Source organism: Micromonospora sp. NPDC048839 (assembly GCF_040649915.1).
In the GTDB taxonomy this organism is placed as follows: Bacteria; Actinomycetota; Actinomycetes; order Mycobacteriales; family Micromonosporaceae; genus Micromonospora.
In genome coordinates, this window is sequence record NZ_JBEZGL010000018.1 from 103,436 (window position 1) to 129,954 (window position 26,519).

Consider the following 26,519-nt stretch of genomic DNA (forward strand, 5'->3'; position numbering starts at 1 on the left):
GCCGCTGCGTGGCCGACCTAGGATCCGAACACGGATCGCGGTGGGTCAATCAGTCGTTGCCTTGGAAATGGTTTCCGCGAGCGTTGAGGTGCCGGACATCGGGGGAAGGCTCGGCGAATGATGCGATATTCGCGCTTGGCTGTTCGAATGGGCTCACGTGCGGACCGCCCTGCGGGCTTCATTCGGGGGAGCGTCGATATGGCGGCCCGGTGCAATGTGCCCGGCATGATTATGCGCGGTCAACGGCATTGAACCAGTTGCTCGGACTCGACCTGCATCTGATCCGCCGGCTGTCCCACAGCAGAGCCGCCCGAGCCTTCCTGCTGGCGGTCTTCATCGACGCCGCAGGCCGGGGGATCTTCCTCACCGGGTCGGTCCTCTTCTACACGCAGGTGATCGGACTGACCAGCACGCAGGTGGGTACCGGGCTGTCGATCGCGGCGCTCTGCGGGCTGGTCTGCGTCGTACCCATCAGCCGGCTCGCTGATCGGGTCGGAGCGCCCCGGATGCTCATCGCGCTCCAGTTGTGGCGTGCGGCCGGCTTCTTGGCCTATCCACTGGTCGACGATTTCAGCGGATTCCTGATAGCGGCATGTTTCATCGGCATGGCCGAGAACGCGGCCACCCCCCTGCTGCAATCCATTGCTGGTTCGATCGCCGAAGACGATACGCCGGTCGGCACGATGGCGGCGGTTTCGGTGGTGCGCAACACGGCGTACTCCCTGGCTACGCTGGCAGCCACACTCTTCATCACCCTGGCCGACGCGTCGGCGTACATCGGGTTTGTATTGGTCAATGCGGTGGCTTTTTTGATCACCGCAGTTCTGCTGCTGCGGGTGCGCGGAGAGCTACCACGGGGTGTCGCGGTACGGCAGCGCGGCGCCAGTGTCGGGGCGCTCCCCTGGCGGGACCTGCGTTTCGTGTCGCTGGCCCTGCTCAACGGCATCCTGTTCCTGCACGTTGCGATCCTGGGTGTGGCACTGCCGCTGTGGATCGTGACGCAGACGTCGGCACCCAAGCCGGTCGTCGGAGTCGTGTTGCTCATCAACACCGTCCTCGCCGTGGCGCTGCAGGTCCGATTCAGCCGTGGTGGTGACGATCTCGCTCATGCCGGTCGGCTCCAGCGCCGCGCGGGTGTGGCTCTCGCGGTGTTCTGCGTCCTGGCCGCGGTGTCGGCCGGTTTGGGTCCGGTGGCCACGACGGCTGTGCTCCTCCTCGCCGCGGTGGCGTTGACATTCGGGGAGCTGTGGCAGTCGGCCGGGGGATGGGGGGTGTCCTTCGGGCTGTCCCCGGTGGATCGCCGCAATTTCTATCTCGGTCTCTACAACCTCGGTGCGGGTGGCTTCGCGGTCATCGGCCCAGGGCTGCTCACCGTGGCCGTCGTCGGTCCCGGGCCGGTCGGCTGGCTGGTCCTGGGAGCCGTTCTCCTCGTCACCGGGGTGGTCACCTCGATGCTCACACAGCGTTCGGCACGTTCCCGGGAACCCGGTGACGCCGCGGTGCGCAGCCGGGCCGCAGAGGCCTGACCCGATCGTGGCGTACGCCGTGAAGGAAGGAAGTGCCATGCCGCCTGTGCAGTTCGGCGTCGTCTCGCTCGGTGCCGCGTTGGGTGAACCTCAGGATGTCGCTGAGGTGGCACCGAGCTACGTGAAGGATCCCGAGCGGGTGATGGCGTGGGGCTATCGCACGTTCCATCGGGTCGTCGACGGAACCACGTCGGCGCATCTCGGCGCCCGAGCGGCCACCCGGGCGTTGGAGCGGGCGCGGACCGAGGTCGGCGAGATCGACCTGCTCGTGGTGGCCGCCAGTGATGTCCCGGACTACCTGCAGTGGGACGTCTCCTCGGCGGTGGCCCGCGAGCTGGGGATGATCGGGACGCCGACCCTGCTGCTCACCCAGGCCTGCGCCGCCACCGTGACGGCGTTCCAGCAGATCGCCGGGACCTTCGCCGTCCGTGACGACGTGCGGACCGTCCTCCTCGTCGCGATCAACCAGGTAAGCGAGGGGCACGCCAACCGGATGAACACCAACACGTGTGTCTCCAGCGACGGGGCCGCCGCCGCGGTGTTGAGGCGGGACCACGCAACGTTGCGGTGGCTGGCGACCGACCAGTTCACCGATCCCGAGTGCGTCGACTTCTTCCGGGTGGAGTACGGCGGAGCGGCGGCACCGATCGCCCCCGAGGGCCTCGGCAACCTCGAATTCGACCGGCTCGCCGCCGTCTACCGGCAGTTCCGCCGTGACCCCGACCACTTCACCCGGTTCACCCGCGAGCTGAACCAACGGGTCGCCCTCGTCGTGGACAACGCCTTCGCACGCTCCGGTACCGACCGGGCCCGGCTGACCCGGCTGATCTACCTCAACGACAACTACAAGGCGATGGTCGACGTGGCCGAGGCGGTCGGGTTGCCGCTCGATCGGACCAACTTCGAGCTGGGGGCGTCGATCGGCCACTGCGGTGCTGCGGACCAGCTGATCTGCCTGGACACCTATGTCGAGCGCGGCGATCTGCGGAAGGGCGACGTGGTGGCGCTGGCCGGCATCGGGTACGGCATGCACTGGTTCTGCACACTCCTGGAGGTCTGACCGCCTCCGCTCATCGCGGCTGAGAGGCCGCGACCAGGTGCATCTCCTTCTCCGACTCCAGGTACTCGGCTCGAATCTCGATGGAACGTAGCTGCCCGAGGCTGCTGACATGTGTGCCGCCGCACGGCATCGTCGCGACGGGCGAGATCTCACAGCGCCAGACCCGCTCCGCGGTGAAGCTGTCCGACGATTCGGTGAGATGAACCGGGGCATCGGCGGCGACCCAGGAGGCCAGCAGATCATTGGCGCGAGCCAGGTACGTGTCGAGGCCGGCGAGCATCCGGGCGTGGTCGAAACCCTTGCGCCGCAGAGACTTTCCCAGGCGATACCGGTCCACGCTGCTGCCCAGGTCGTGGCGGCTGTCGATCAGCGCGGCGGCGTCGAAGTTGCGGCTTCCCCGTGAGTCCCGGGGCGCGTCCTTGCTCCACAGTTCGTCCGTGGCCTCGTTGAACGCGTACGCCACCAGGTGGCACCCGGTGTGGGCAGCGCTCAACCACCGCCGCCGGTGATCGTCCACCGTCAGTTGGGCGGTCCGACCCACCCAGGACTCATCCGGGTGCTTGACGATGAGGTGGGCGACCGCGAAAACGTGCTCGGTGTCGCCACGGCGTGCGGTCACCTCCGGCCCGATGGACACCGCACCGTCGGCCGGCCGGAAGGTGACGATCTGGGTGTCGACGACCGGGATGACCTGATCGCCCACGGTCAGGTTGCCGTGATCTCCCGGTTGGTCCGGCCAGGCGGCGTCGACCGGGTGGAACGGGGTCGCGTCGGTGACGACGGCCCAGCGCCCGGAGCCGGCCGGCAGGACGGCCTCGATCCGCGCTTCCGCGGCAGTCTCACCCCGGTGATAGGAGATACGGGTCTCGGTGATCTCGTGCAAAGCGTCTCCATCGAGCAACAGGTGTGCGCAGTGCCTTCGACAGTAGGGCGTTCAGCCGGCGTCGGTGCGGCCGGCGGCCGCACGTACGGCATCGGCCAGGTCGATACGGTAATGCTTGGCGAGCTCGGCGCAGAGCTGTTCGACGGTCAAGTCGTATTCTTGGCCACCTTCGTGTTGCCGGGCGTACCAGGATCACCAGTTCCTCGACCAGGAGGGACAACGACACCGCGTGCAGACGGTCCGCGAGGAACTGGTCCGAGAAGCGGCCGGGAAAGCGCATCAGGTGATCCGTGGCGATCGACCCGGTGACGTAGAGCCGCCCCATGTCAGCTGGTCGCCGCGCTCTTCAGATCGGCAGCACGGTCGGTGCTCTCCCACGTCAGGTCCGGCAGCTCACGGCCGAAGTGGCCGTACGCGGCGGTCTGCTGGTAGATCGGACGCAGCAGGTCCAGATCGCGGATGATCGCGGCCGGCCGCAGGTCGAACACCTCCTTGATCGCCTTCTCGATCCGCTCGACCGGCACGTTCTCGGTCCCGAACGTCTCGACGAACAGGCTCACCGGATGGGCCTTGCCGATCGCGTAGGCCACCTGCACCTCACACCGCTCGGCCAGGCCGGCCGCCACCACGTTCTTGGCGACCCAGCGCGTCGCGTACGCCGCCGAGCGATCCACCTTCGACGGGTCCTTACCGGAGAAGGCGCCACCACCGTGACGGGCGTAACCCCCGTACGTGTCCACAATGATCTTCCGGCCGGTCAGGCCGGCGTCACCCATCGGACCACCGATCTCGAACCGACCCGTCGGGTTCACCAGCAGCCGGTAACCCTCGAAGTCCAGGCCGAGCGTCTCCAGCTCAGGAGCGATGACGTGGTCGCGGACGTCCGGCGTCAGCAGCGACTCCAACGAGATGTCGGCGGCGTGCTGCGAGGACACCACGACCGTGTCCAGACGCACCGGACGCAGACCGTCGTACTCGACGGTGACCTGCGTCTTGCCGTCCGGACGCAGGTAGGGGATCGTGCCGTCCTTACGGGCGGCCGAGAGCCGGCGGGCCAGGCGGTGGGCCAGCGCGATCGGCACCGGCATCAGCTCGGGCGTCTCCGAGCAGGCGAACCCGAACATCATGCCCTGGTCCCCGGCGCCCTGGCTGTCCAGCGAGTCGCCGGCCCCACCCTCGCGCGCCTCGATGGCGGCGTCGACACCCTGCGCGATGTCGGGCGACTGCGAGCCGATGGAGACGCTCACGCCGCAGGAGGCGCCGTCGAAGCCCTTCTTCGACGAGTCGTAACCGATCCGCAGGATCGTGTCGCGAACGATGCTGGGAATGTCGGCGTAGGCCTGCGTGGTGACCTCGCCCGCCACGTGTACCTGGCCCGTGGTGATCAGGGTCTCCACCGCGACGCGGCTCCGCGGGTCCTGTGCGAGTAGGGCGTCGAGAATCCCGTCGCTGATCTGGTCAGCGATCTTGTCCGGGTGGCCTTCCGTGACCGACTCGGAGGTGAAAAGGCGGCGTGCCACGACGTTTCCTTTCGATATCGGCGCGTTCCCGGGTCAGGCGCGCCGGCGGGCGGACGGAGGTTGTCAGTGGATCGGGCGCTGCGTGGCGGTGCCGGCGAGCGCTGCCTGCCACGCCTCCACCGGTGGCGGATTGTCCATGTGTTCGGGGACCCGGACGTGGATGACCGACGGACCACCTCCGGTGGCCGCCTCCTTGATCATCACGCTGAGCTGTTCCATGTCGAACGCTCGTGCCGCGGGCAGTCCCATGCCGTTGGCGAGCAGGACGGGGTCGATACGCCCGGGGTCGACTGCGAAGTAGCGCCCGCCGGCGTAGAGATGCTGGATCATCTTGATCCAGCCGAGCGAGGTGTTGTCCAGGACCACGTAGGTGATCGGCAGCCCGAGCCGGCCGGCGGTCTCCCAGTCGCCGAGACCCATCGCCACGCTGCCCTCGGTGGTGAGGCAGAGGATCCGCTCGCCGGGGTGCGCCACGGCGACGCCGATCGCGGCCGAGATGGCGAAACCCAGTGGCCCGTGACCGCGCGGGATGACGACTCGCCACCCGTCACCGGACGACTCCCAGAAGGAGGCGAGGAACGGCGTGGGAGTGCCGGCGTCCGCCACGACCCAGGTGGACCCGCCGAATTCGGCGTGCAGCGCACGAACCACGTCCCGCGGCTGAAGCCGCTGGTCACCGGGGTCCGGCAGTGGTGAGGAGTTCGCCGTGACCCACAGTTGCCGGGCGGCGGCGAGAGCCCGGATCCGACTGTCGCGCGTCTGCTCGTCGGCGGCGGGTACCGCCTGGCGGAGCTGGTCGAGAGCCGCCCCGGCGTCCGCGACCAGGGGCGTGCTTCCGGGATAGTTGCGTCCGGCCCGCTCCGGAGAGAGGTCGATGTGCGCGATCCGGGTGCCCGAGCGTGGCGGTGCGGTGAAACTGGCCGTGTCGGTGGCGTTCGCGCGGGTTCCCGCGAAGAGGACGAAGTCAGAGTTGCGCAGGTAGTCGTTGGCGTACTCCCGGGCTCCGTTGGCGCCGACGACGCCGAGGGCGAGCGGGTGGTCCTCGGGGAGGGCGCCCTTGCCGTGGATGGAGGTGCCGACCGGAATGGCCGCGTGCTCCGCGAGGTCGGTGAGGGCGCGCCAGGCACCGGACAGGTGTACGCCGCCGCCGACGACGATCGCGGGGCGTGCGGCCTGCGCGATCTGTTCGGCCACCGTGTTCACGGCCTCGGCCGGGGCAAGCGGGCGTGCGGCGGGAACCGTGCTGCTGCCGGTGCCGACGGGGAGATCGGCGGTCTCCTCCAGAACGTTCTCCGGGATGATCAGCACGACCGGGCCGGGACGGCCGCTCGTCGCGGCGGTGATCGCCTCCGCGACCGCGCCGGGCAGGTCGGCCGTCCGGTCCACCGTTCGCCGCCACTTCGTCACGCCGCTGAACAGAGCCATCTGGTCGATCTCGCTGATGGCGCTGGTGCCCCGGCTGCGATGCGGGTTGTCGGTGGCGATCGCCAGGATCGGGATGCCGGAGGCGAATGCCTCGCCCAGGCCGCTGGCCAGATAGACGGCGCCCGCGCCGCTCGGCGCCTCGCAGACCCCGAGGCGGCGGAGCGTACGCGCATAGCCGTCGGCCATGTACGCGGCGTGGCGTTCGTCGCGGGCGAGCACGTGCCGGACGTCCTGCGGGCGTTTCGCGATGACTTCGTAGAAGTGGATGCTGGTGTCTCCGGGGAATCCGAAGATCGTGTCGACACCGTGCCGCACCAGCGCTTCGACCAGAAGTTCCGCGCCGGCGCGCGCCGCGCCCTCAGCTGCGCTCATTGGTTTCTCCCTGGGAGTCGCTAGGCGAATGGGACGAAGAAGAAGGTCCGGCGGTACGAGAACAGGCCGGATCCGGAAACGGTGAAGAAGTCGGCGAAGCCGATTGTCGAGTGCTCTCCGTCCAGGGTGATCCGGTCGGCAGTGCCGTGCACTGCCGCCTCCGGCCCTTCAATGATCAAGGAAGAAAGGTTGTGCCGGCGGCGGCGAATTGGTGGCTGAGAACGGTAGAACGCTTCGATGGCCGATCGCCCGACAATGGATTCTCGACCTGGCCGGTCGTATATGGAATCCGCTTCGAAGAGAAGCATCATTCCCTCGATGTCATCGGCGTCGACCCGGTGGTAGTAGGTGCGCACCACGTCGTCGAGGTGAACCCGATTGATCATTTGCGACACGAGCGTCTCCGGCAATGATTCGCGGCTCACCACCGAGCGGCTCCGGTCGTGGTGATCACCGGTCAGGAGGGGCGAAGTGCAGACTCAGTACTGGACGAAACGCATGATCCGACATCATCCTCACATTCGTTGCCCCCCTCTGTGTGGCTCTCGTCACACAGGGTGCCCGTCGTGCGGCGGCGGTGGCGCGGGCGACGTTGGGGGTGTCTCCACTGGCATCGATGCGAGTGATCACCAAAGGTGGTGCTTCCTGTGCTGGGAAAACGCGTGTACGCGGCGGGCCAAGGTGCTGCAAGTTTGCGGGGATGTCGCCTACCGGACCTTCGGCACGGTAGCTCATCGCGAGTCCGGTGTGGGGTACGCACCCGCATTCTCCAAGCCGATGATCGACATTTCGCCTGGGTTTCGCGCCGCGTTCCCACATCTTAGGAAGGCATGCTTGCACAGCCGGGGGTGCATGTGCTTGCATCGATATCTGTCGGGCCGTGGTCCGAATTTGCGAGAGTGGCCTGGTGCTTCTGGTCATCTCGTTACCTGGGGGAATTCCGACTAATCACTTGAATCGCCAAGGCGATGCAGCGCGCCGATGGGTGTCATTGGCTCATGCGCTCGTCCTCGTCGCGTGGTTCGGTGAATGACCGGCGAATAGCGGGGGAATAAGAGTGAGCACGGAAAGTCGGCAGAAAACGGAACTTCTGGATTTCTATCGTCCGCAGGGCGACGGAGAGCCGAATCTCTTCGAGATCTGGGAGAAGGGCGGGGCCCGTGGCGACTCGGTGACGCCGTCGACCTACTCCACCGAGTACCGCGGCTGGATGACGGACATCCTGGTGAGCCGGTTGGAGAGCAACAAGGCCACCGGCCTGCTCAGCCTCGGCTGCGGCAACGCCGTGGTGGAGGCGGACACGGCCAAGGCCGGCTACCGCGTGCTTGCGGTGGACGCGCTGGAGGAGGCCGTCGATCTCGCCCGGGCCAAGGGTCTGGAGGCGGTGCAGGCGGACCTGAACACCTGGACGCCCGAGGAGAAGTGGTCGGTCGTCTACATGGACGGCGTGCTCGGGCATCTGTACGACCCCGACAACGGACTCCAGCCGATCCTGAAGCGCATCCTCACCTGGCTCGAACCGGGACCTGCCGGCGTGGCGTCGTTCGTGGCGTCCAACGACGACACCCAGAACGGCTCCTGGGCGCAGGCGGCCTCGAACGTCAACGGCTTCTACTGGCTGTCCGCCGGCTACCTCGGCGAGCAGGCGCTCGCTGCGGGCTTCGACCGAGTCGAGATCCAGCACTTCCACTACCGGCGCCCGCAGTCGGGTCCCCGCCGGCGGTCCGTGGTCGTAGCACAGCTGCACGCGTGATCGGGAAGCCTGCGATGAGCGTTCATGAGCTGTGGTTACGCGAAGAGATCAACCCGGACGAGCACCGTACCGTCCTGACCCCCGACGACGCCCGGGTGCTGATCGCCGACGGCGTGCGGCTGACCGTCGAGGAGTCGGCGCACCGAATCTTCGACACCGGCGAGTACGCGGCCGTCGGTGCCCGGATCGTCGCGGCCGGCACCTGGCCGGAGGCGTCAGCCGAGACCGTCGTCGTGGGGCTCAAGGCCCCCGCCGACGAGCCGGAACCGCTGCACCATCGACACATCTTCTTCGGGCACGCCTACAAGGGGCAGCGCGACGGGGCGGCGCTGCTGCGCCGCTTCCGGGCCGGTGGATCTCTGCTGGACCTGGAATACCTGACCGACGACACGGGCCGCCGGGTGGCCGCGTTCGGTTACTGGGCCGGTTACGTCGGCGCGGCGTTGGCGCTCCTGCATTTCCGGGGCCGGCTCGTTCCGCCCCTGCACGCGATGACCCGCCCGGAACTGGACGAGGCTCTCGCCGCGTCCGGGAACACCCGGGTACGGGCATTGGTGATCGGCGCGCTCGGCCGGTGCGGCCGGGGCGCCCGAGACGCGCTGTCCGTTGGCGGGGTCGAGCCCACGGCGTGGGACCTTGCCGAGACCCGCGAGCTCGACCGCCGGGCGATCCTCGACCACGACGTGCTGGTCAACACCGTGCTGTCGAACGAACTCGCGCCTCCGTTCGTACGCCCGGAGGATCTCGACGACCCGGCTCGCACGTTGTCCGTGATCAGCGATGTGACCTGCGACGTGACGTCCGAGTTCAACCTGCTGCCGATCTACCGGACCCCGACCGACTGGGCCCGGCCGGTGCACCACCTGCGTGCCGAGCCCGCACTCGACCTGCTCGCCATCGACAACCTGCCCTCGTTGCTGCCGCGGGAGGCGAGTGTGGCCTTCTCCGCCGACCTGCTGCCGCACCTGCGCACCCTGCGGGACGACACGCCGGTCTGGCGACGGGCGTACGACCGGTTCGCCACCGCGACTTCTGAACTCGACCTGATGGGAAGCCCGTCGTGACATCCACCCTCATCCAGCCGACCGGACGGGTTCACTGGCTCGGCACCGGCCTGTCGACCGGGAGCGGGCTCGCCCTGGTCTGCGCCACCGCTACCGGGACCACGGTCTGGGGACGCACCCGCGAGAAGGCGCAGGCCTGTCTCGAGCGGCTCGGGCTCAGCGGCCAGGCCGACGCGCGGGAACTCGGCTGGGAAGCCCTCGCCGAGGCCGTACGTCCGGGTGACCTCGTGGTCTCCATGCTGCCGGCCGCCGAGCACCCGGCCGTGCTCCGGCTCTGCCTGCGCCAGTCGGCGCACTTCGCCAGTTCCAGCTACGTCTCCGCGGAGGTCGCCGAGCTGGCCGCCGATGCGCGACGGGCCGGACTCGTGGTGCTGACCGACGCGGGGCTCGACCCCGGCATCGATCACCTGCTGGCCCACCGGCTCGTGCAGGCCGCGGAGAAGGCCCTCGGCGACACTCCGGCGACGGTGTCGTTCACTTCGTACTGCGGGAGCTTCCCGGCGGTGCCGAACGACTTCCGCTACCGGTTCAGCTGGGCGCCGCGGGGTGTCCTGACCGCACTCGGCACTCCCGCCCGCTTCGTGGAGGGCGGCCGCGAGCGGTCCGTCGACCGGCCGTACCGCGCCGCGGAGAAGATCACCCTCGGTGGCGAACCGTTCGAGGTCTACGCCAACCGGGACAGCATCCCGTACCTCACCACGTATCAGTTCCCGAAGTCCTGGGAGGTGGACACCTTCGTTCGCGGCACCGTCCGGCTCGACGGATGGACCGACGCCTGGCAGCCGGTCTTCACTCAGCTGGAGAACGGCACCGCCGACGAGATCACCGCCCTGGCCGCGCGGTTGGCCGAGCAGTACCCGGCCACCAGCGAGGACCACGACCGGGTGGTCATGTTCGTACGGCTGGAGGCGGTGACCGGCGACGGAGCGCGCTGGGCCGGGGAGTTCACCATGGACGTCCAGGGGAATGCCACCGAGAACGCGACACCTCGCCTGGTCTCGGTGGCCCTCGCCGGCGGGCTCGCCGAGTTGCTGGCCGGCCGGTTGTCCGCCGGTCTGCACCAGGCGACCTCCGACCCCGATTCGATCGACAGTTGGTTGGACTTCCTGTCCGCCAACGGAGTCGTCTGTCAGGAATATGTGCCATAGGCCGATGATCTAGTACATGGCTGGAATTCGGTCGCCTCGTAACCTACCGAGGTAAGTACACTTCGGTCGGTCTGGCGCGGGCCACAGCCAGTTACGGGGAGGCCAGGATATGGCGCAACAGTCGGGGACCAGGCAATCGGCGACGATTCGGCGTGGCATTGTGCCGCTACTGATCTTCGCCGCATTGACCGCCGCGATGGACGTGTACGGCAGCAACCGGCTCCAGGTGGTCAGTCCGGAGAGCCTCACCGCGGTCTCGTTCACACTGACGGCGGTCTTCTTCCTCGTCCTGGAGTTGGCGCGTAACGGCACCGCGTTCCTGACCATGCTGCGTGAGTCACGCCACGACGTCATCGCCATCAACATCACCACCGCCGTGACGTGGCTCGCCACCTTCTACGCCCTCCGCAACCTGGAGCCCGCGGTCGTGAACGTGGTCGGCCTGGCGCTCGGTCCGGTGTTCATCCTCCTGACCGGTGCGATCCTGCGCCGGGGGGCGTCCGTCATCGCCGCGGAGGTCGTGGTCGCGTTGGGGATCTGCGTCTTCCTCAGCGTCCTGGTGTGGGGCTCCTTCACCGGTGAGACCGCCGTCGGGGACATCGGCGAGAGCACCGCCGCCTGGGGGCTCGTCTTCTCGGTGGTGTGCGCGATCGGATCGGCGGCCAACATCACCTACATGAAGCGGCTCAGCGATCGCGGTCGCAGTCCGCAGGAAGTGCTGGCGGTGCGGTTCTTCCTGATGATCGCGATCGGGTGGGCGATGACCGCGACGAGTTCGCTGGAAGAGGTGACCGCCGCGCTCGTGCCCGGCGCAGTGGTGGCCGTCATCGGCATCGGGCTCCCGATCTACGTACTGCAGATCGGGATCAGGCACACCGAGCCCATCACCACGGCACTGATCGTCTCGCTGTCACCGATCTTCGCCTACTTCATGCAATTCCTGGACGGGCGCTTGCAGCCCTCCTCGCTGACCATCGTGGGAATCGTGGGCATCGTGGCACTCGCGACCGCCGGGACCCTGGCCCGCGCACGCCACGACAGCCGACTGGAAGCCGCGACCATGCCGTCGGCCTACGACACCGTCGGAGACCGCCGATGAAGGAGTCCTCCATGAAATGCGCCATCGTCGACGCGTACGGCGCGGGTCGGCACCTGCCGGCCGCGTTGCTGCGGCACGGCATGGAATTCATCCACATCCGCTCGGACGCGCCCGACTGGCGACTCAGCTACCGGCCGGAGGAATTCACTGTCGACCTGAAGCACGAGGGCGACCTCGACGCCACCGTCGCCCGGATGCGGGAGCACGGCGTCGGCATCGTCGTTGCCGGCGCCGAGTCCGGGGTGCTGCTGGCCGACCAGTTGTCGGCAGCCCTGGGCACACCGGGCAACGGCATGCGGAATCCCCTGGCGCGGCGCGACAAGTTCGCCATGCACCAGGCGATCCGGGACGCCGGCCTGGCCGCCGCCGACGGCTTCCGGTCCGAGTCGGTCGACGCGATCCTCAGCTGGGCGGGTGACCGTGGGCAGTGGCCGGTGGTCCTCAAGCCGCCGTCCAGCGCGGGCGGAGACAACGTCTACGTCTGCCACTCCGCCGAGGAGATCAGGGACGCGTACGCGCGCATCACCGGCAACATCGACCGGTACGGCCGGCAGAACCGCATCGTTCTGGTGCAACAGTTCCTGGCCGGCACCGAGTACTACGTCAACTCGGTCAGCCGGGACGGCGTGCACCGGATCGTCGAGGTCTGGCGCTATCACAAGCGCTCCACGGGCGGCCGGACGCTCTACGACTACGAGGACCTGCTGGCCTGGGACGACCCTGCCACCCGGCAGATCGCCGACTACACCCTGGCGGTCCTGGACGCGCTCGAGATCCGTACCGGCGCGGGGCACACCGAGGTCATGCTGACCGCGTCCGGACCGGTGCTGGTCGAGTGCGGAGCCCGCCTCGGTGGCGGCCAGATGCCGGAACTGCTGACCCGTTGCACAGGCACCAACCAGGTCGACAGCCTGGCCCTGGCCATCGCCGACCCCGAGGTGTTCACGCGTCAGGGGACCAGCGGCTATCAGCTCGACGCCTACCTGCGCTGCGTCAACCTGATCACCGAGCGTGACGGCGTCATGCCGGGTGCCGACGCCTGGGCGGCTGTCCGGGCGCTCCCGTCCTTCGACAGCCTGGTGCTCAACATTCCGGAGGGCACCCACCTGTCGCCCACCACCGACATGGCCACCTGCCCGGGCACGCTGTACCTGTGCGCCCCGGACCGGCAGCAGGTCATCGCCGACTACGACCGGCTGCGCTCGCTGGAAGTCGCCGGCCTCTACGGCGACTGATCCACACGTCCCCGCCTCGCCTCGGCACAGCACGACGCCGTGGTGAGGTACGGGCGTGCCCGCCGGCCCGATCCGGCACCACCGTCCACTCGGGAAGGAGCGACAGAGTGCCCACCGGAACCGCCGACCGCGACACCGTTGCGGACACCGTGAAACGGATCGTCATCGCACAGTCCCAGTTGACGATCAGCACCGGTCGGATCACCGAGGCAGAGCCGCTCGCCGGGCCGCTGCTGGACGTCACCTCGCTGGGCCTGCTGGCCGTACTGCTCAAGATCGAAGAAGATTTCGGTGTCACGCTGCCCGACGACCTGTTCTCCGCCTCCCTGCCGCGCACCGTGGGCGACCTGGTCGACCTCGTGCAACGGACCGCCCGATGAGCGGCCCCGCCGCCGAGTTCGGCGCGGCCCTCGATGCGCTGCCCGCCGAGCTGTTCGACTGCGTGCAGGTCAACCTCGCGCTGCTGGCCGACGTGCGACACGGACCCGGCACCCATCTGCGGCTCGGCGCCCGGCTCGCCTTCCGACCCCGACTCGACGACGGTTGGTGGACCGTCGAACCCGTCGTGGCCGATCAGGTGGAGCACTCGGCCGGGCTCCTCGGACTCGGAGTCGACGAACGCTGGGACGCCTGCCCGGCGGACCGGGTGCCCGAGTTGATCGCCCGCCGCGAGCCCCTCTACCTCGTCGCCGACGCCTACCACCTGCCGTGGCTTCCTTACGCCGGGCAGGAGCACCTGCGGCACAGCTTCCTCGTGCACTCCCACGACGACGGCGTACGTGTCTGGGACGCCTATCGCAACGACACCCGATGGGGGCCGGCGGTGCCAGGGCACTGGGACCTGAGCGAGAAGGACCTGATCACGGCACTCGGCGACACCGCCGACGTGATCAGCTTCGGCTCGGCGGCGCTGCCCGAACCGCGGCCGACAGTCGAGTTCGACGACCCGACCGAATACCTCGCCGCGTACGCCGACGCCCCGGACCCGGCAGCCGCGTTCGCCCGCCTGACCCTGCAGACCTGGCTGCTCGCCCGGTCCCGGCTGCTGCACGCCGCCTGCCGCAAAATGGAGCTCCGGGAACATCTCGGGGCCTGGCAGGGGCTGGTTCAGCAGACCTACGTCGCGTGGCGGATGGTGCAGCGCGGCCGTCCCGCGCCGGAGGCTCCGCTACGGCGACTCGGTGACCTGCTGCACCGGGACCAGGTGCTCTTCGCCGTACCGACGGCCGGGGGGCAGCCGTGGCGGCAGCACGTCGCCGAGGCTGCCGCGTCCGTCCTCGGCCTGCCCGTGCCCGCGGTGCTGGGGGGCGCCCGGTTCGACACCTCTCCCGAGTACGGCTCGTTGCGGATCGTCGAGATCGTCGAGCTGGTGGAACGGGTGGTCGGTGTGGAGCTGTCCGCCGACGATCTCGTACCGGAGAACCTGCAGGACCTCGACGGCCTGTGCCGGATCGTCGCCCGCGCCGGAATCGGCGCCCCATGACCCTGCTGCACGAACTCTTCGACCGGGCGGCCCGGCGTGCCCCCGACGACGTGGCCGTCACCGTAGGACCGGACCGGACCACCTTCGCCGAGGTGGTGACGTCGGGTCGCCGGATCGCGGCCGGGCTGCTCCGGGCCGGCCTGCGCCGCGGTGACCGGCTGGTGATCGTGTCACCGCCGTCGGTGGTCCTGCCCGCCGTCCTGTACGCCGCGGCCCGCGTCGGTGTCGTCTTCGTCGTCCTGCACGAACAACTCCGCGGTGATCCGCTGCGGCATGTGCTCGAGGACTGTGAGCCGGCCCTGGTCCTCAGCGACGACCCGGAGGTCAGAACCTTTGCGGCGGAGTCCGGTTCCGCGGCGGGCGACCTGAGCGGACTGGCCGCGCGGGCACCGCTGGACGGCCTGCCGCCGGGTGGTGAGCCGCTGACCGTGGACCCGGTGTGTCTGGTCTACACCTCCGGTTCCACGGCTCGGCCCAACGCGGTGGTCACCACCCACCAGCAGATGCTGTTCGCTGTCGCGGCCATTCAGGAGGCCGTCGGCTATCGCCGCGGCGACGTGGTGTTCTGCCCGTCACCGGTCTCCTTCGACTACGGGCTGTACCAGCTCTTCCTCGGTGCGCTCAGCGGCGCTCGGATACACCTGGCCGGTCTGACGGCGACCGGACCCGGCCTGTCGGCGGCGCTCACCGCGACCGGCGCGACCGTGTTCGCGGCAGTCCCGTCGGCGGCCGAGATGCTGGCCCGGCTGCTGGGCCGTGGCGGTGAGCCGCCCACGTTGCGGCTGCTCACCACCACCGGCGCGGCGATGCCCGCGGACCTGCTGCAGACGCTCCGGTCCCGGATGCCGCAGCTGCGGACCCAGGTGATGTACGGCCTGACCGAGTGCAAGCGGGTCGCCATCATGCCCCCGGACGGCGATCGGGAGCGGCCCGGGTCGAGCGGCCGGCCGCTGGCCGGGACGGAGGTGTTCGCCATCGACCGCCAGGGACGTCGTCTGCCCGACGGCGCTGTCGGTGAGTTGGTGGTCCGTGGTCCGCATGTGATGTCCGGCTACTGGCGGCGTCCGGAGCTGACCGCCGACCGGTTCCGGGTGGAGGAGGGCCTCACCACCCAGCTGCGTACCGGCGACCAGGGTCGGGTGGACCCGGGGGGATGGGTCTACGTCGACGGTCGTACCGACGACATCTACAAGGAACGCGGATACCGGGTGAGCGCCACCGAGGTGGAGGCCGCGGCTCGCCGGATACCGCGGGTCGCGTCCGTCGCGGTCCTGCCGCCCCGCGACGGCGTGCGGTCGGTGCTGGTCGCCGTCACGGAGTTGGCCCCGGAGGCGGTGCTGGACCGGCTGCGTGACCATCTCGAGGTGTTCAAGATCCCGCAACGGTGCGTGGTCGTCGACGGTCTGCCGCTGACCAGCAACGGCAAGATCGACCGCAAGGCTCTGACCACCCTGGTGGCCGGCCATGCTTGATCCCGCCCTGGCCCGGCACGTCGCGGCCACGGCCGGAACCCCGGCTTACGTGTACGACCTGGCAGCCGCGCGGGACAACCTCGCCGCCCTGCGCATCGCGCTGCCCGAGCGGACCGACACGTACTACTCGGTGAAGGCCAACCGTCACCCGGAACTGCTGCGGGCGCTGCACCACGCCGGCAGCCGTGCCGAGGTCTGCTCGCCGGGCGAACTCACCGCCGCCCTGGCGGCCGGCTGGGACCCCGACACCATCCTGTACGCCGGACCCGGCAAACGCGACCTCGATCTGCGCACCACGCTTGCCGCCGGAGTGCGGCACTTCTCGGTGGACTCGCCGTACGCCCTGGACCAGTTGAACCGGTGCGCGGAGGCGGCAGCTGTGCCGGTGTGGTGCCTGCTGCGGATCAACGCCGACGCGCCCGCGTCCCGGCCCGGCCTGACCATGACCGGAGTGTCGTCGCCGTTCGGTGCCGACGCCCGCTGGGTGGCGACCGCCCCGGAACGGTTCGGGCACCGGCCGCACGTGACCGTGACCGGACTGCACCTCTACATGGGCACCAACCTGACCACGGTGGACGATCTGCTGGCCCAGTTCACCAGCAGCCTGCGAACCGCCGCCGACCTGCGCGAGGTGCTGCGCGCCCAGGGCGTACGCCTGGACGTGCTCGATCTCGGCGGCGGATTCGGTGCGCCGTTCGCCCGGGCCGGCGGTCGCCTGGACCTGTCCGGGCTGCGTGAACCGCTCACCGCCCTGCTGGATGCGGAGGTACCGGACTGGCGGGACGGCCGGCCGCGGGTCGCCTTCGAATCGGGCCGCTACCTCGTCGGTACCGCCGGCACCCTGCTCACCCGGGTCCTCGACGCGAAACCGTCGCACGGCAGCAATCTGGTCGTCCTCGAGTCAGGCATCAACCACCTCGGCGGCCTGTCGGGGCTGCGCCGTCTCCCACCGCTGGTGCCGTACCTGGTCCCGGTCGACACGGCGGCGCCTGCGGCGGACACCGTCCCGACCACTGTGTGCGGCCCGCTGTGCACCCCGCTGGACGTCTGGGCGCGGGGCGTCGAACTGCCCCGACTCGAACCCGGCGACCTGCTGGCCGTACCCAACGTCGGCGCCTACGGCCTGGACGCGAGCCTGCTCGCCTTCCTGGGCCACCCGCTGCCGGCCGAGGTGGTTCTCGACTCCACCGCCCCGGACCCGGCCACCTGGCACGTGTCCCGGATGGACCTGGTCCGTACCCCGATCTCCCTGGGAGAGCCGCTGTGAATCCGGAGTTCGTCGCGCTGCTGTCGCGTTTCCTCAAGTACGCCACCCCTGACCAGATCACCGACGACGCCGCACTTCACGATCTGGGCCTGGACTCGATGCAGTCGATCGAGCTGCTCTTCGCCATCGAGGACGACTTCGGTGTCAGCCTTCCCGACGAGGCGTTGACCGAGAGCACGTTCGCCACTGCCGGAAGCCTCTGGGCGGCCGTGCGTACCGCTCGCGGTGACGCCCCATGACGGCGGTCGCGGCCACGGCCGTCGACCTGGCCGGGCGGGTGGAACGGGTCACGGCGGTGGCCCGGGAACATGCGCGGCGCACCGACGACGAGGCGGTCTTCCCCACCGAGGCGCTTGCCGAACTGCGCGCGTCCGGGCTGCTGGCGTTGGTCGTGCCGGCCGCGTACGGCGGGCTGGGTGGCGGCCCGGCCGAGTTGATCGACTGTGCGGAGTCGCTGGCCCGCGCCGACCTGTCGGTCGCGCTGATCTTCGCGATGCACTGCCAGCAGGTCGCCACCGTCGTCAGGTATGGCGGCGATGAGCTGCGGGCCACTCTTCTGCCACGCATCGCCGCGGGCGAGCGCTATCTGGCGTCGGTGACCACCGCCGCGGGCACCGGTGGTCACCTGCTGTCCGCGACCGCGCCGCTGCGGGACACCGGGGAGGGGCTGCTGATCGAGCGGTTCGCGCCGATCGTCACCGGCGGCGCCCACGCCGACGGCTTCCTCATCACCATGGGCAGCCCCGGCACGGACGCACCCGGACAGGTCTGTCTCGTCTACGCCGAGCGCGAGCAACTGCGGATCACCGAGTCGGGCCAGTGGCAGCCGATGGGCATGCGGGCCAGCCACAGTGTGGCGCTACGGCTCACCGGCACGGTCCCTCGCCACCAGTTGATCGGCGCGGAGCACGGGTTCCGGGAGATCTCGCTGGCCCTCTTCTCGCCGCTGGCCCACCTCGGCTGGGCCGCCTGTTGGCTGGGTGCCGCCGCCGGGGCGCTGTCCCGGGTGGCGACCCTGCTGCGCAGCCCCGACGGCCGGCAACGGTTCGACCACCGGTCCGAGCTGCTCCTGACCCGGCTGGCGCGGGCCCGGCATCGGATCGACGCCGTCCACGCGCTGCTGCGGCACACCCAGCACATCGTCGAGGACGGCGGTGATCTGTCGGCCGCGCCGGTGCAGATGCTGCTCAACGGCCTGAAGGTGACCGCGGCGGAGTCGTGCCGGCAGGCCGTCGAGGAACTCGTCGACGCGGTCGGGTTGCGGCACGGCTACTTCAAGGACTCGGACACCTACCTCGAACGGGTCCTGCGGGATCTGCGGTCGGCGGCGCTCAACTACCACAACGACCGCCTCGACCTCGCCGACGGACGGCACGTGCTGCTCGACCGAAAAGTCACCCATGTCGGTGGGTGAGCGGACGCCAGGGTCCGGGGACGCGGTGGCCCGGGCGCTCACCGGTGACCGCCCGGTGTGGTCGGCTCTGGGGGCGTCCGGCCTGATCGCGGCACTGTACGAGTCGGGCGGACGCGTCAATTCGGAACGGCTCGGTCGGCTGCTGGCCGCGGTGGACGCGTCCCAGCCGATCGGGGTAACCCTGGGCGTCTGCGTGCAGGTCGCGGCGGCCCTGCCGCTGCTGCGTACGGCCCTGCCGGATCATCCGCTGACGGCCGAGGTGACCGCCGGGCGGGCGGTGCTGGCCCTTGCCGCCACCGACAGCGGCCGCGGTTCGCAGCTCAGCTCGCTGGGCAGCGGCTACCGGATCGACGGCGACCGGCTCACCCTGACCGGCGTGAAACGGTGGATCACCAATGCGCGTACCGCCGACGCGTTCCTCGTGCTGGCCCGGCACGAGGAGGGCCGGCACTTCACCAGCTTCAGCTTCGTGCTGGTCCCGGCCGACACTCCCGGCGTGACCGTGACCCCGACCCGTACCGAGTTGTTCGACGGGGCCGGGCTCGGCGACGTGACGTTCACCGGCGTGCAGCTTCCCGCCACCGCCGTCACCGGCGGCCGTGGCCGGGGGATGGCCCTGTTCGCCCGGCACATCGCCACCGAGCGGCTGGCCGGTGGCCTGTGGGCGGTCGCCCTGTGCCGGCGTGTGCTGGCCGACACCGTGGAGCGCCTGCGCCGGCCCGACGACGGCGGCACCTCGCTCTGGCAGGACCCGGGCGTACGGCGGAACGTGGCCGGATGCCTGGCCCGCGTCCACGAACTCCGCGCGGTGTGCGTGACCGCCAGCCCGTGGGTTGCCGAGCGCCACGATCCCGCAGCCGCGGCCCGGGTCAAGATCGCCACCGCCGACACCGTCGACCACGTGCTCGGTGAGTGCGCTCGCCTGCACGGCGCGGCCGGGTTCCTCGACGGCGGCGTCCAGCGCCTGCGCACGGAGGCGGCGGTGTTCGGCATCGGTGGCGGTGTCGGCGAGGTGGCCCGCGAGCTGCTCGCCGATCGTGTCGATGACCTCCTGCACGGCCTCGCCTGGTGACGGCGGTCGAGGTGGACACGGACGTGTGGGCGGTCGACGTGCCGCCGTACCCACGCACGGGACAGTGGCGTGACCACCGCTGGATCAGCCTGCGTGGGCTGTCGGAGGTTCCGCTGGCCGTGGCCCACGCGAAGGGGGAACGATGACGAACTGGGCGGATCTGAGCTGCTACACCAGCAACCTGGCCGCCTACCTGGCACCCGGGCGGCCGCACCTGCGGTCCGAGCTGGCCGACGCGGTACGCCTCGCGGTCCTCCCCGCGACGACGGCCCTGTCGCATCACGGTCGTATCGACGGTGGCAGCCTGGGATATCTCGGGACGGGCCGGTGGGCGGAGGCCACGGCCGGGATCGCCGCCGAGCTGGAGACCCACGGGGCGGTCCTGGCGGTCGCGAACACCGAACATCTGCCCTGGTCTCCCGAATACCGGCGGCGCGCGACGCCGCACTGGGTGCTGCTGACTGGCCGCACCGCAGGCTGCTGGCAGGTGGAGGACCACTTCGCCGCGACGACGCCGCACGGCGAGCATCGGCCGTACCACGGACAGGTCACCGAGGGCGGGCTGCGGGTGCTGCTCACGCCGGTCACCACGGCGTCCGGTGAGGTCGCCAACCGCGATCGGTACGCCCTCGGCGAGCCCGTCGAGGTGCCACCGCCGTCGCACTACCGGTGGCTGACCCGTACCGCTGCGGTGCGTACTCCCGCGGAGCCGGGATGGCTCACCGGCTCGGAGGCCGTGACGCATCTGGCTGCGGCGGTCGAGGACCGGGCACGGCTCGCCGCTCTGGCCGACGACCTGTGGGCGGCGAGCCGGCACCAGGTGTTCCGCCACCGGGTCCGGTCGGCCGCCGGGCTGACCGACCCGGCGGTCGCCGCAGCCGCCGTGTCCGCGTGGGAGGAACTGCCCCGGGCTCTGCGGTTCGCCGTGGAGTCGGCCGGCCGTGGGCGGCCCCGGCCGGGTTTGGTCCGTACCGCGTTCGACCGGATCATCACCGAGGGGGCAACCGCGTGAACACCCTGTACGACTGGTTCGCCGAGTCCGCCGCCCGGCATCGGGACCGAATCGCGCTGGATCTCGGAGCCGACCGGCTCCGGTACGGGGAACTCGACGATCTCGCCGGCCGGGTCGCCGCCGCGGTGGTGCACCGTCTCGGACAGCCCCCGCGCCGGCTGGGGCTGCTCGCGGCACGCAGCGCCGGTGCGTACGCCGGGTATCTCGCCGCGTACCGGCTGGGCGCCACGGTCGTGCCGCTCAATCCGGCGTATCCGCCCGCGCGGACCGCAGCCGTCGCCGCGGCGGCCGAGTTGGACCTGGTCCTCGCCGACGCCGGCGGCAGCGCCGGTGCGGTGCCGGTGCTACCGGTCGACGATCGTGCTCTCGCCGCGCTCCCAACGGGCGACGGTAGGCCCGCACACCGCGGGGAGGCGGCCAGTCCGGCGTACATCATGTTCACCTCCGGGTCCACCGGGACGCCGAAAGGTGTGCCGGTCACCCCTGCCAACGTGCTCGCCTTCCTGCGGGCCGTGACCGGGCGCGCGGAGCTGACCAGCGACGCCCGGGTGTCGCAGATGTTCGATCTCACCTTCGACCCGTCGATCTTCGATCTCTTCGCCACCTGGGGCGCGGGAGCGACAGTGGTGGTGCCGCAACCGGCCGACCTGATGGCGGCGGTCCGGTTCGTCCGGCAACGCGAGATCACCCACTGGAGTTCGGTGCCGTCGGTGATCGCCATCGCGCGGCGGCTACGGCAACTCGGCCCGGACCGGATGCCGACGCTGCGATGGAGCATGTTCTGCGGCGAGCCGCTGTCCGTCGACGCCGCGGCCGCCTGGCAGGCGGCCGCGCCGAACAGCGTCATCGAGAACATGTACGGCCCCACCGAACTCACCGTCACCTGCACCGGCTACCGCCTGCCGGCATCGCCCGCCGACTGGCCGGCCACCACCAACGGCACCGTGCCCATCGGGGAGCCCTACCCGGCGGTCGACTGGCTGCTGCTCGACGAAGACCTGCGCCCCGCCGTCGAGGGAGAGCTGTGTGTCCGGGGTCCGCAGCGGTTCCCTGGCTATCTCGATCCGGCGGACGACACCGACCGGTTCGTCACCGGCGCCTCCGGCCGTTACCGCCTCCGCCACGGCACACCGTCCGAATCGGACTGGTATCGGACCGGGGACCGGGTCCGCCACGAGAACGGCCGGCTGATCCACCTCGGCCGGCTGGACCACCAGGTGAAGGTGTCCGGATACCGCGTCGAACTCGGCGAGATCGAGGCGGTTGCCCGGCGGCACCCGGAGGTCGCGGAGGCGGTCGCCCTGGCCCTCACCGTGCCGGCGGGTGGTGTGGATCTGCACCTCGCCTACGAGGGAACGGTGACCGACGAGGAGAAACTGCTGGCCATGCTGCGGTCCACGCTTGCCCCGTTCATGGTGCCCCGCCGGCTCACGCGGTTCGAGGCTCTGCCGCTCACCGCCAACGGCAAGATCGACCGGAGTCTGCTCGGCGATGTCCTGCGATCAGGTGACCGGTAGGTGGCCGACAGCGCCCCATGCGGTGGCCAGCGCCGCGGACACACGCGGCGCAACTCCTGCCTCCGGTGGGTGATCACATCTGTGCTTCGCTGCTCGCTGTGACGGCGAAATCACCTGTAAGGTCATCGAGTCCCGTCGCCTGACCGATTTGCCTTAGACCTGGGGAGGTTGAGTGATGGTCACGTCCCCTGTGACCCCCCTGACGGTGTCCGCCGAGCGAGGGCTGGCACGCAAGACACTGCGGATGAGTTCGCTTGTCACATTCGGCGCGACCGCATCGTCCCCAATGGCCGTTCTCGTCGGCGGCATCGTGGCTACCTACGCGGCCACCGGCAACACCGGCGTGGCCAGCAGTTTCCTGCTCCTGACCGTCGTGATGCTTCTCTGGGCGCCGGGATACATCGCCATTGCCAGGTACGTGCCGCCCAGCGGGATCTTCTACACCGCCCTCGCTGCCGGGCTGTCCCGGCCCGTCGGCGTCGCCGGTGCGCCGGTCGTGCTGCTGGCCTACAACACCATTCAGATCTCGCTGTACGGCCTGCTCGGATCGGTAGCAAGTGGACTGATCGGCGGTCCGTGGTGGGCGTGGGCGCTCCTCGCCTGGGCCATCGTCGCGACATTCGGTATGCAACGCACCGGCATCAGCACCGCCATGTTCGGAACCATCCTGGTCGTCGAGGTCGCACTGCTGCTCGTGTTCGTGCTGATGGGGTTGGCTCACCCGGCGGGTGGTCACCTGACGTTCGAGGCGCTGAACCCGACGCAGCTGTTCGGCGGCGGGGTGGTGGCCGGCCTCGCGGTCCTGCCGCTGGGTATCGCCGCATTCTTCGGCACCGAAACCCCTGCCGCGTACGGCGCCGAGGCCCGCTCACCGCAGGCGGTGTCGCGCAGCATCTTCTGCGGGATCCTCGGCCTGGGCCTGCTCTACGCCCTGTGCGCGTGGGCGATGGTGGCCACGGTGGGTGCGGACCAGGTCGCTGATCTGGCCCGCGACCCGTCGGTGCCGCTGCCGTTCGAGGTCTTCTCCACCTCCCGCGCGGGTACGGCCGGCGTGCTGCTCGTGGCGCTGGGCAACCTGTTGCTGATCAGCAGCGTCCTCGCGGCGATGATCAGCTTCCACAACAGCGTGGCGAGGTACGTGTTCACGCTGGGCAAGGACCGTCTGCTGCCAGCGCGTCTGGCGACGATCCGTGAGGGCGGCTCCGGTGCGCCGCAGGGCGGATCGGTCGCCCAGTCGATCACCGCTCTGATCGTCCTCCTGCTGTTCGTGATGAGCGGCGCCGAGGCGCTGACCATGTTCACCTGGCTCTCCAACATCGCTGCGGTGAGTCTGATGCTGTTGATGGCGGTGAGCTCACTCGCCACCGTTCGCTTCTTCGCCGGGGGCGGTGGGCGCAACGAGTCGCTGTGGGCGCGGAAGATCGCACCGACGCTGGGCGGCGTCGCCATCGCGGTGATCCTGCTGGTCACGCTGATCAACATCAGTGCCGCGCTGGGTACGCCACCCGGGTCGCATCGGGCGTGGCTGGTGCCCGGGACGGTGGGCGCCTTCGTCCTCGTCGGCGTGCTGTGGGCGGTCAGCCTGCGGCGTCGCCGGCCGGACCTGCTCGCCTCCGTCGGTGTGCGTGAGACGAACCCGACGCGGCAGGTTGACGAGGACCTGGGCCACCTCACGCTCTGAGCGTCCTCGAAGGACAGTGCAGGCGGGGCCGCGTGTGCGGCCCCGCCTCTGCTCTGTCGAGCTGGCTACGCTGCCCCGCCTCTGCCCTTCCCGATCCGTTGAGCGCCCTGATGAACCAGGGTCGCCAACCGGGCTATGCCAGTCCAGATCGGCGCGTCTCCCGGGTGGCTCTGCAACGGCCGCCACGCCTCGTACGTCGGCGTCGTCGACTGAATCAACGGCTTCCTCCACGGGTCGGTGGGCCGATCGACGAGAATCCGCGTCTCCTCGGGGTCCATCAGCTGGATGTAGAACCGTCCCGGGATCTGATCCTCGCCCTCCACCTGCCGCATCGTCTGCTCCCAGGTGCCCAGCGGACCATCGAGCGAACTCACCGCGATGCCGATGAACGTCGAGTCGGCGTTGACGCGCTCGTCGACGCGGTTGCACATCTGTGGTGGCTGACGCGGGTCCAGCCCGCCGTGATCGAGGTAGTGCTGCGCCGTCTCGGTCAGGTCGTACAGCAACCTGGGCAGGTTTGACACGTCCTCGCCAGCCTTGTCCAGACGTGTCGCTGCCCCGACCTCGAAGACCGGCCGGTCCGGCGTGGAGCCCGGGAACGGCACCGCGTAGAGGAACGCGAAGCCGTACGGGCACAACGGACTACGCCGGCGCTGGGCCCAGGCGTGGCGGCCGTGCATGGTGTTCATCAACCCGACTCGGCTCAGCGCCGAAGACCGCAGCGAGGCCCAGATCCGTCGTGTCTCGGGATCACTGACCGGCGCGGCGGGGGGCGACTCTCGCGCGGCCGGCGGCGGATCGGGTGGTGGTGGTGGCTGCGCGGGAGGTGCCGAATGCCACGAGGCCGGCGGGTACCGCTCAGCTGCCGGCGACGGCACGGCACTCGTCGGCGCCACCCAGGCATGCCGGCTGTCCGACGCAGGCGCCTGCTGGTAGGGCGTCTGGTTGTCCGGCTGCTGGTCCCAGGGCGCCGCCGTCGTCCAACCGCCACTGGCGGACGCCCTCCAGTTCTCCGGAGTCCACTCAGGAGGACCTGGCTGGGTCGCTCGCCTGTCATACACCACGATGTAGTCCTCCCCGAAAAACCGTCGCCATAGCCTCTCATCGCACACGCACCGCGATCAACCGCACACCACCAGTCCTTTCGTTTGCTCTACACGGGACTGGTTGCCCACCAGGCGTAATCATGGTCCACTTTGTGTTTTTGGTTGCCTAACAACGGAGTGCTCGTGACCACCCCCTGCCATCAGCGATGCGGTCTGCTGGTCCGTGATGCCGTGAGTGCCACGACGGCGGGTCCGCGATGAGCGCTCCCACCAGCGTCCCCGACAATCTGTCCCTCGCCGCCCAGATCGAGAACCTTCTCGCCAGCTTGGCGAAGGATCGCTCGATCGGTTTCCCGGCCGCACGGGACATCGACTACGGGCCAACGCTTCCGCTCTTCCAGATGTTGATCAACAATGTCGGCGACCCGGAGACCGCACCGGACACCGCCCACACCAAGGCGTACGAACGGGAGGTCCTCAACTGGCACGCCGACCTGTTCCGCGCTCCAACCGGTGACCGGTGGGGCTACCTGACCGGCGACGGCACCGAGGCGAACCAGGCGGCGATCCTGCTGGCACGCGACAGGTTCGCGGGCGCGGATCCGGTGCTCTACTACAGCCAGGCCACTCATTACTGGATCAACAAGACGGCAGGCATGTTCGGCCTGCCCGAGGTGGTCATCCGCACCGACAACACCGGCGAGATCGACTATGACGATCTGCGCGGCGAGCTCGCCCGACGCCGGGACCGCCCGGCCATCGTCGTGGCCAACGCTGGCACGACCGTCACGGAGGCGGTCGACGACCCCACCCGGATCCGTTCCATCCTCTCCGACCTGGCCATCCGTAAGAACCACCTGCACGTGGACGGCGCGCTCGCCGGCGTCCCGCTGGTCCTGCTGCCGGAGCGGCCGGTGGCCCTCGACCTCGACGCCGTCATCGACTCGGTGGCCATCTCGTGCCACAAGTTCTACGGCACCACGATCACCGGCGGACTGGTCCTGACCCGCCGCTCACTACAACGAGCCGCCCGGCGAATCGCCTACACCGCCACGACCGACACCACCATCGGCGGATCCCGCACCGGCCAACTCGCCGTGCAGATGTGGTACGTGATGCGGCTGTTCGGCGAGGACGGGCACCGCGAGCGCGCTGAACAGGCCCGTGAGACAGCCCGCTACGCCCACTCGCTCCTGGCCAGCATCGGCTGGCCAGCCTGGCGCAACGTCCACGCCTTCACCGTGTACTTCACCACCCCACCGCTGACAATCGCCCGCCGGCACGGACTCTCCAATGCCGACGGTGGCATCAGCCACCTGATCTGCATGCCAGGTGTCACCCGCCAGCAGATCGAGGCACTTGTCGCCGACATCGCCACCGTCAAGGGCACCGACCAGCCCAGCCCCAGCCGCGGCGTCCGGCGGCTCGTGCCGGTCGCGCAGCTTCCCCTCAGCGCCGAGCGGCCCTGAT

Annotated in this window: 24 protein-coding genes and 1 pseudogene; 19 read left to right on the forward strand and 6 right to left on the reverse strand. The window is 69.8% G+C overall.

Annotation, left to right across the window (positions count from 1 at the left end):
• Positions 1–8 precede the first annotated feature (8 nt).
• Complete coding sequence (locus AB0C25_RS28080) at positions 9–1,526, forward strand: MFS transporter (RefSeq protein ID WP_357377111.1); 1,518 nt, start codon at positions 9–11, stop codon at positions 1,524–1,526.
• 37 nt (positions 1,527–1,563) lie between these two features.
• Complete coding sequence (locus AB0C25_RS28085; protein WP_357377112.1) at positions 1,564–2,586, forward strand: 3-oxoacyl-[acyl-carrier-protein] synthase III C-terminal domain-containing protein; 1,023 nt, start codon at positions 1,564–1,566, stop codon at positions 2,584–2,586.
• Between the two features lie 10 nt (positions 2,587–2,596).
• Here the strand turns inward: AB0C25_RS28085 and AB0C25_RS28090 are convergent, their stop codons facing one another.
• The 5 genes and pseudogenes from AB0C25_RS28090 to AB0C25_RS28110 form a co-directional block, all read right to left on the reverse strand.
• On the reverse strand, positions 2,597–3,469 hold the full coding sequence (locus AB0C25_RS28090; RefSeq protein WP_357377113.1) for a hypothetical protein: 873 nt from the start codon (positions 3,467–3,469) through the stop codon (positions 2,597–2,599).
• A 193-nt stretch (positions 3,470–3,662) separates the two neighbouring features.
• Positions 3,663–3,794, reverse strand: a pseudogene (locus tag AB0C25_RS28095) (carbohydrate kinase family protein); the annotation flags it as partial.
• A gap of 1 nt (position 3,795) precedes the next feature.
• Positions 3,796–4,989, reverse strand: coding sequence for a methionine adenosyltransferase (gene metK, locus AB0C25_RS28100; protein ID WP_357377114.1), 1,194 nt, complete (start codon positions 4,987–4,989; stop codon positions 3,796–3,798).
• A 63-nt stretch (positions 4,990–5,052) separates the two neighbouring features.
• Positions 5,053–6,786: a thiamine pyrophosphate-binding protein gene (locus tag AB0C25_RS28105; protein WP_357377115.1), complete on the reverse strand. Its 1,734-nt coding sequence runs from the start codon at positions 6,784–6,786 to the stop codon at positions 5,053–5,055.
• Between the two features lie 20 nt (positions 6,787–6,806).
• Positions 6,807–7,214: a nuclear transport factor 2 family protein gene (locus tag AB0C25_RS28110; protein ID WP_357377116.1), complete on the reverse strand. Its 408-nt coding sequence runs from the start codon at positions 7,212–7,214 to the stop codon at positions 6,807–6,809.
• A gap of 629 nt (positions 7,215–7,843) precedes the next feature.
• On the opposite strand from AB0C25_RS28110, the gene AB0C25_RS28115 reads away from it, so the two are divergent.
• From AB0C25_RS28115 to AB0C25_RS28190, 16 genes are all read left to right on the forward strand, one after another.
• Entirely contained in the window at positions 7,844–8,539 is a 696-nt protein-coding gene (locus tag AB0C25_RS28115; RefSeq protein WP_357377117.1) for a class I SAM-dependent methyltransferase, read from the forward strand.
• 14 nt (positions 8,540–8,553) lie between these two features.
• Positions 8,554–9,603, forward strand: coding sequence for a saccharopine dehydrogenase (locus AB0C25_RS28120; protein WP_357377118.1), 1,050 nt, complete (start codon positions 8,554–8,556; stop codon positions 9,601–9,603).
• Positions 9,600–10,751, forward strand: a complete 1,152-nt coding sequence (locus tag AB0C25_RS28125) for a saccharopine dehydrogenase family protein (RefSeq protein ID WP_357377119.1) — start codon at positions 9,600–9,602, stop codon at positions 10,749–10,751. Before AB0C25_RS28120 ends, AB0C25_RS28125 begins: the two co-directional genes overlap by 4 nt.
• A 160-nt stretch (positions 10,752–10,911) precedes the next feature.
• Positions 10,912–11,850 carry a DMT family transporter gene (locus tag AB0C25_RS28130; RefSeq protein WP_357377120.1) on the forward strand — a complete coding sequence of 313 codons (939 nt, stop codon included), beginning with the start codon at positions 10,912–10,914 and terminating at the stop codon, positions 11,848–11,850.
• Positions 11,851–11,861: 11 nt separating this feature from the next.
• Positions 11,862–13,085 (forward strand): ATP-grasp domain-containing protein, encoded by a 1,224-nt coding sequence (locus AB0C25_RS28135; protein ID WP_357377121.1) that lies wholly within the window; start codon positions 11,862–11,864, stop codon positions 13,083–13,085.
• A gap of 107 nt (positions 13,086–13,192) precedes the next feature.
• Complete coding sequence (locus AB0C25_RS28140) at positions 13,193–13,465, forward strand: acyl carrier protein (protein WP_357377122.1); 273 nt, start codon at positions 13,193–13,195, stop codon at positions 13,463–13,465.
• Entirely contained in the window at positions 13,462–14,568 is a 1,107-nt protein-coding gene (locus AB0C25_RS28145; protein WP_357377123.1) for a hypothetical protein, read from the forward strand. The genes AB0C25_RS28140 and AB0C25_RS28145 overlap by 4 nt, the downstream gene beginning before the upstream one ends.
• The gene (locus AB0C25_RS28150; protein WP_357377124.1) at positions 14,565–16,040 is read left to right on the forward strand and encodes an AMP-binding protein; all 1,476 of its coding nucleotides are present in this window, start codon (positions 14,565–14,567) and stop codon (positions 16,038–16,040) included. Before AB0C25_RS28145 ends, AB0C25_RS28150 begins: the two co-directional genes overlap by 4 nt.
• The gene (locus AB0C25_RS28155) at positions 16,033–17,307 is read left to right on the forward strand and encodes a type III PLP-dependent enzyme (protein WP_357377125.1); all 1,275 of its coding nucleotides are present in this window, start codon (positions 16,033–16,035) and stop codon (positions 17,305–17,307) included. Before AB0C25_RS28150 ends, AB0C25_RS28155 begins: the two co-directional genes overlap by 8 nt.
• Positions 17,304–17,546 (forward strand): phosphopantetheine-binding protein, encoded by a 243-nt coding sequence (locus tag AB0C25_RS28160; RefSeq protein WP_357377126.1) that lies wholly within the window; start codon positions 17,304–17,306, stop codon positions 17,544–17,546. The genes AB0C25_RS28155 and AB0C25_RS28160 overlap by 4 nt, the downstream gene beginning before the upstream one ends.
• Positions 17,543–18,721 carry an acyl-CoA dehydrogenase family protein gene (locus AB0C25_RS28165; RefSeq protein ID WP_357377127.1) on the forward strand — a complete coding sequence of 393 codons (1,179 nt, stop codon included), beginning with the start codon at positions 17,543–17,545 and terminating at the stop codon, positions 18,719–18,721. Before AB0C25_RS28160 ends, AB0C25_RS28165 begins: the two co-directional genes overlap by 4 nt.
• A complete protein-coding gene (locus tag AB0C25_RS28170; RefSeq protein WP_357377128.1) occupies positions 18,708–19,793 on the forward strand; it encodes an acyl-CoA dehydrogenase in 1,086 nt (361 codons plus the stop codon). The genes AB0C25_RS28165 and AB0C25_RS28170 overlap by 14 nt, the downstream gene beginning before the upstream one ends.
• Positions 19,790–19,939 (forward strand): hypothetical protein, encoded by a 150-nt coding sequence (locus AB0C25_RS28175; protein ID WP_357377129.1) that lies wholly within the window; start codon positions 19,790–19,792, stop codon positions 19,937–19,939. Before AB0C25_RS28170 ends, AB0C25_RS28175 begins: the two co-directional genes overlap by 4 nt.
• Positions 19,936–20,805: a hypothetical protein gene (locus AB0C25_RS28180; protein WP_357377130.1), complete on the forward strand. Its 870-nt coding sequence runs from the start codon at positions 19,936–19,938 to the stop codon at positions 20,803–20,805. The genes AB0C25_RS28175 and AB0C25_RS28180 overlap by 4 nt, the downstream gene beginning before the upstream one ends.
• Positions 20,802–22,322 (forward strand): amino acid adenylation domain-containing protein, encoded by a 1,521-nt coding sequence (locus AB0C25_RS28185; RefSeq protein WP_357377131.1) that lies wholly within the window; start codon positions 20,802–20,804, stop codon positions 22,320–22,322. The genes AB0C25_RS28180 and AB0C25_RS28185 overlap by 4 nt, the downstream gene beginning before the upstream one ends.
• Before the next feature lie 175 nt (positions 22,323–22,497).
• Positions 22,498–24,003, forward strand: a complete 1,506-nt coding sequence (locus AB0C25_RS28190; protein ID WP_357377132.1) for an APC family permease — start codon at positions 22,498–22,500, stop codon at positions 24,001–24,003.
• Positions 24,004–24,068: 65 nt separating this feature from the next.
• On the opposite strand, the gene AB0C25_RS28195 is transcribed toward AB0C25_RS28190, so the two are convergent.
• Positions 24,069–24,692, reverse strand: coding sequence for a hypothetical protein (locus tag AB0C25_RS28195; protein WP_357377133.1), 624 nt, complete (start codon positions 24,690–24,692; stop codon positions 24,069–24,071).
• A 614-nt stretch (positions 24,693–25,306) separates the two neighbouring features.
• Between AB0C25_RS28195 and AB0C25_RS28200 the strand changes: the two genes are divergently transcribed.
• A complete protein-coding gene (locus AB0C25_RS28200; protein WP_357377134.1) occupies positions 25,307–26,518 on the forward strand; it encodes a histidine decarboxylase in 1,212 nt (403 codons plus the stop codon).
• The last annotated feature ends 1 nt before the right edge of the window (position 26,519 follow it).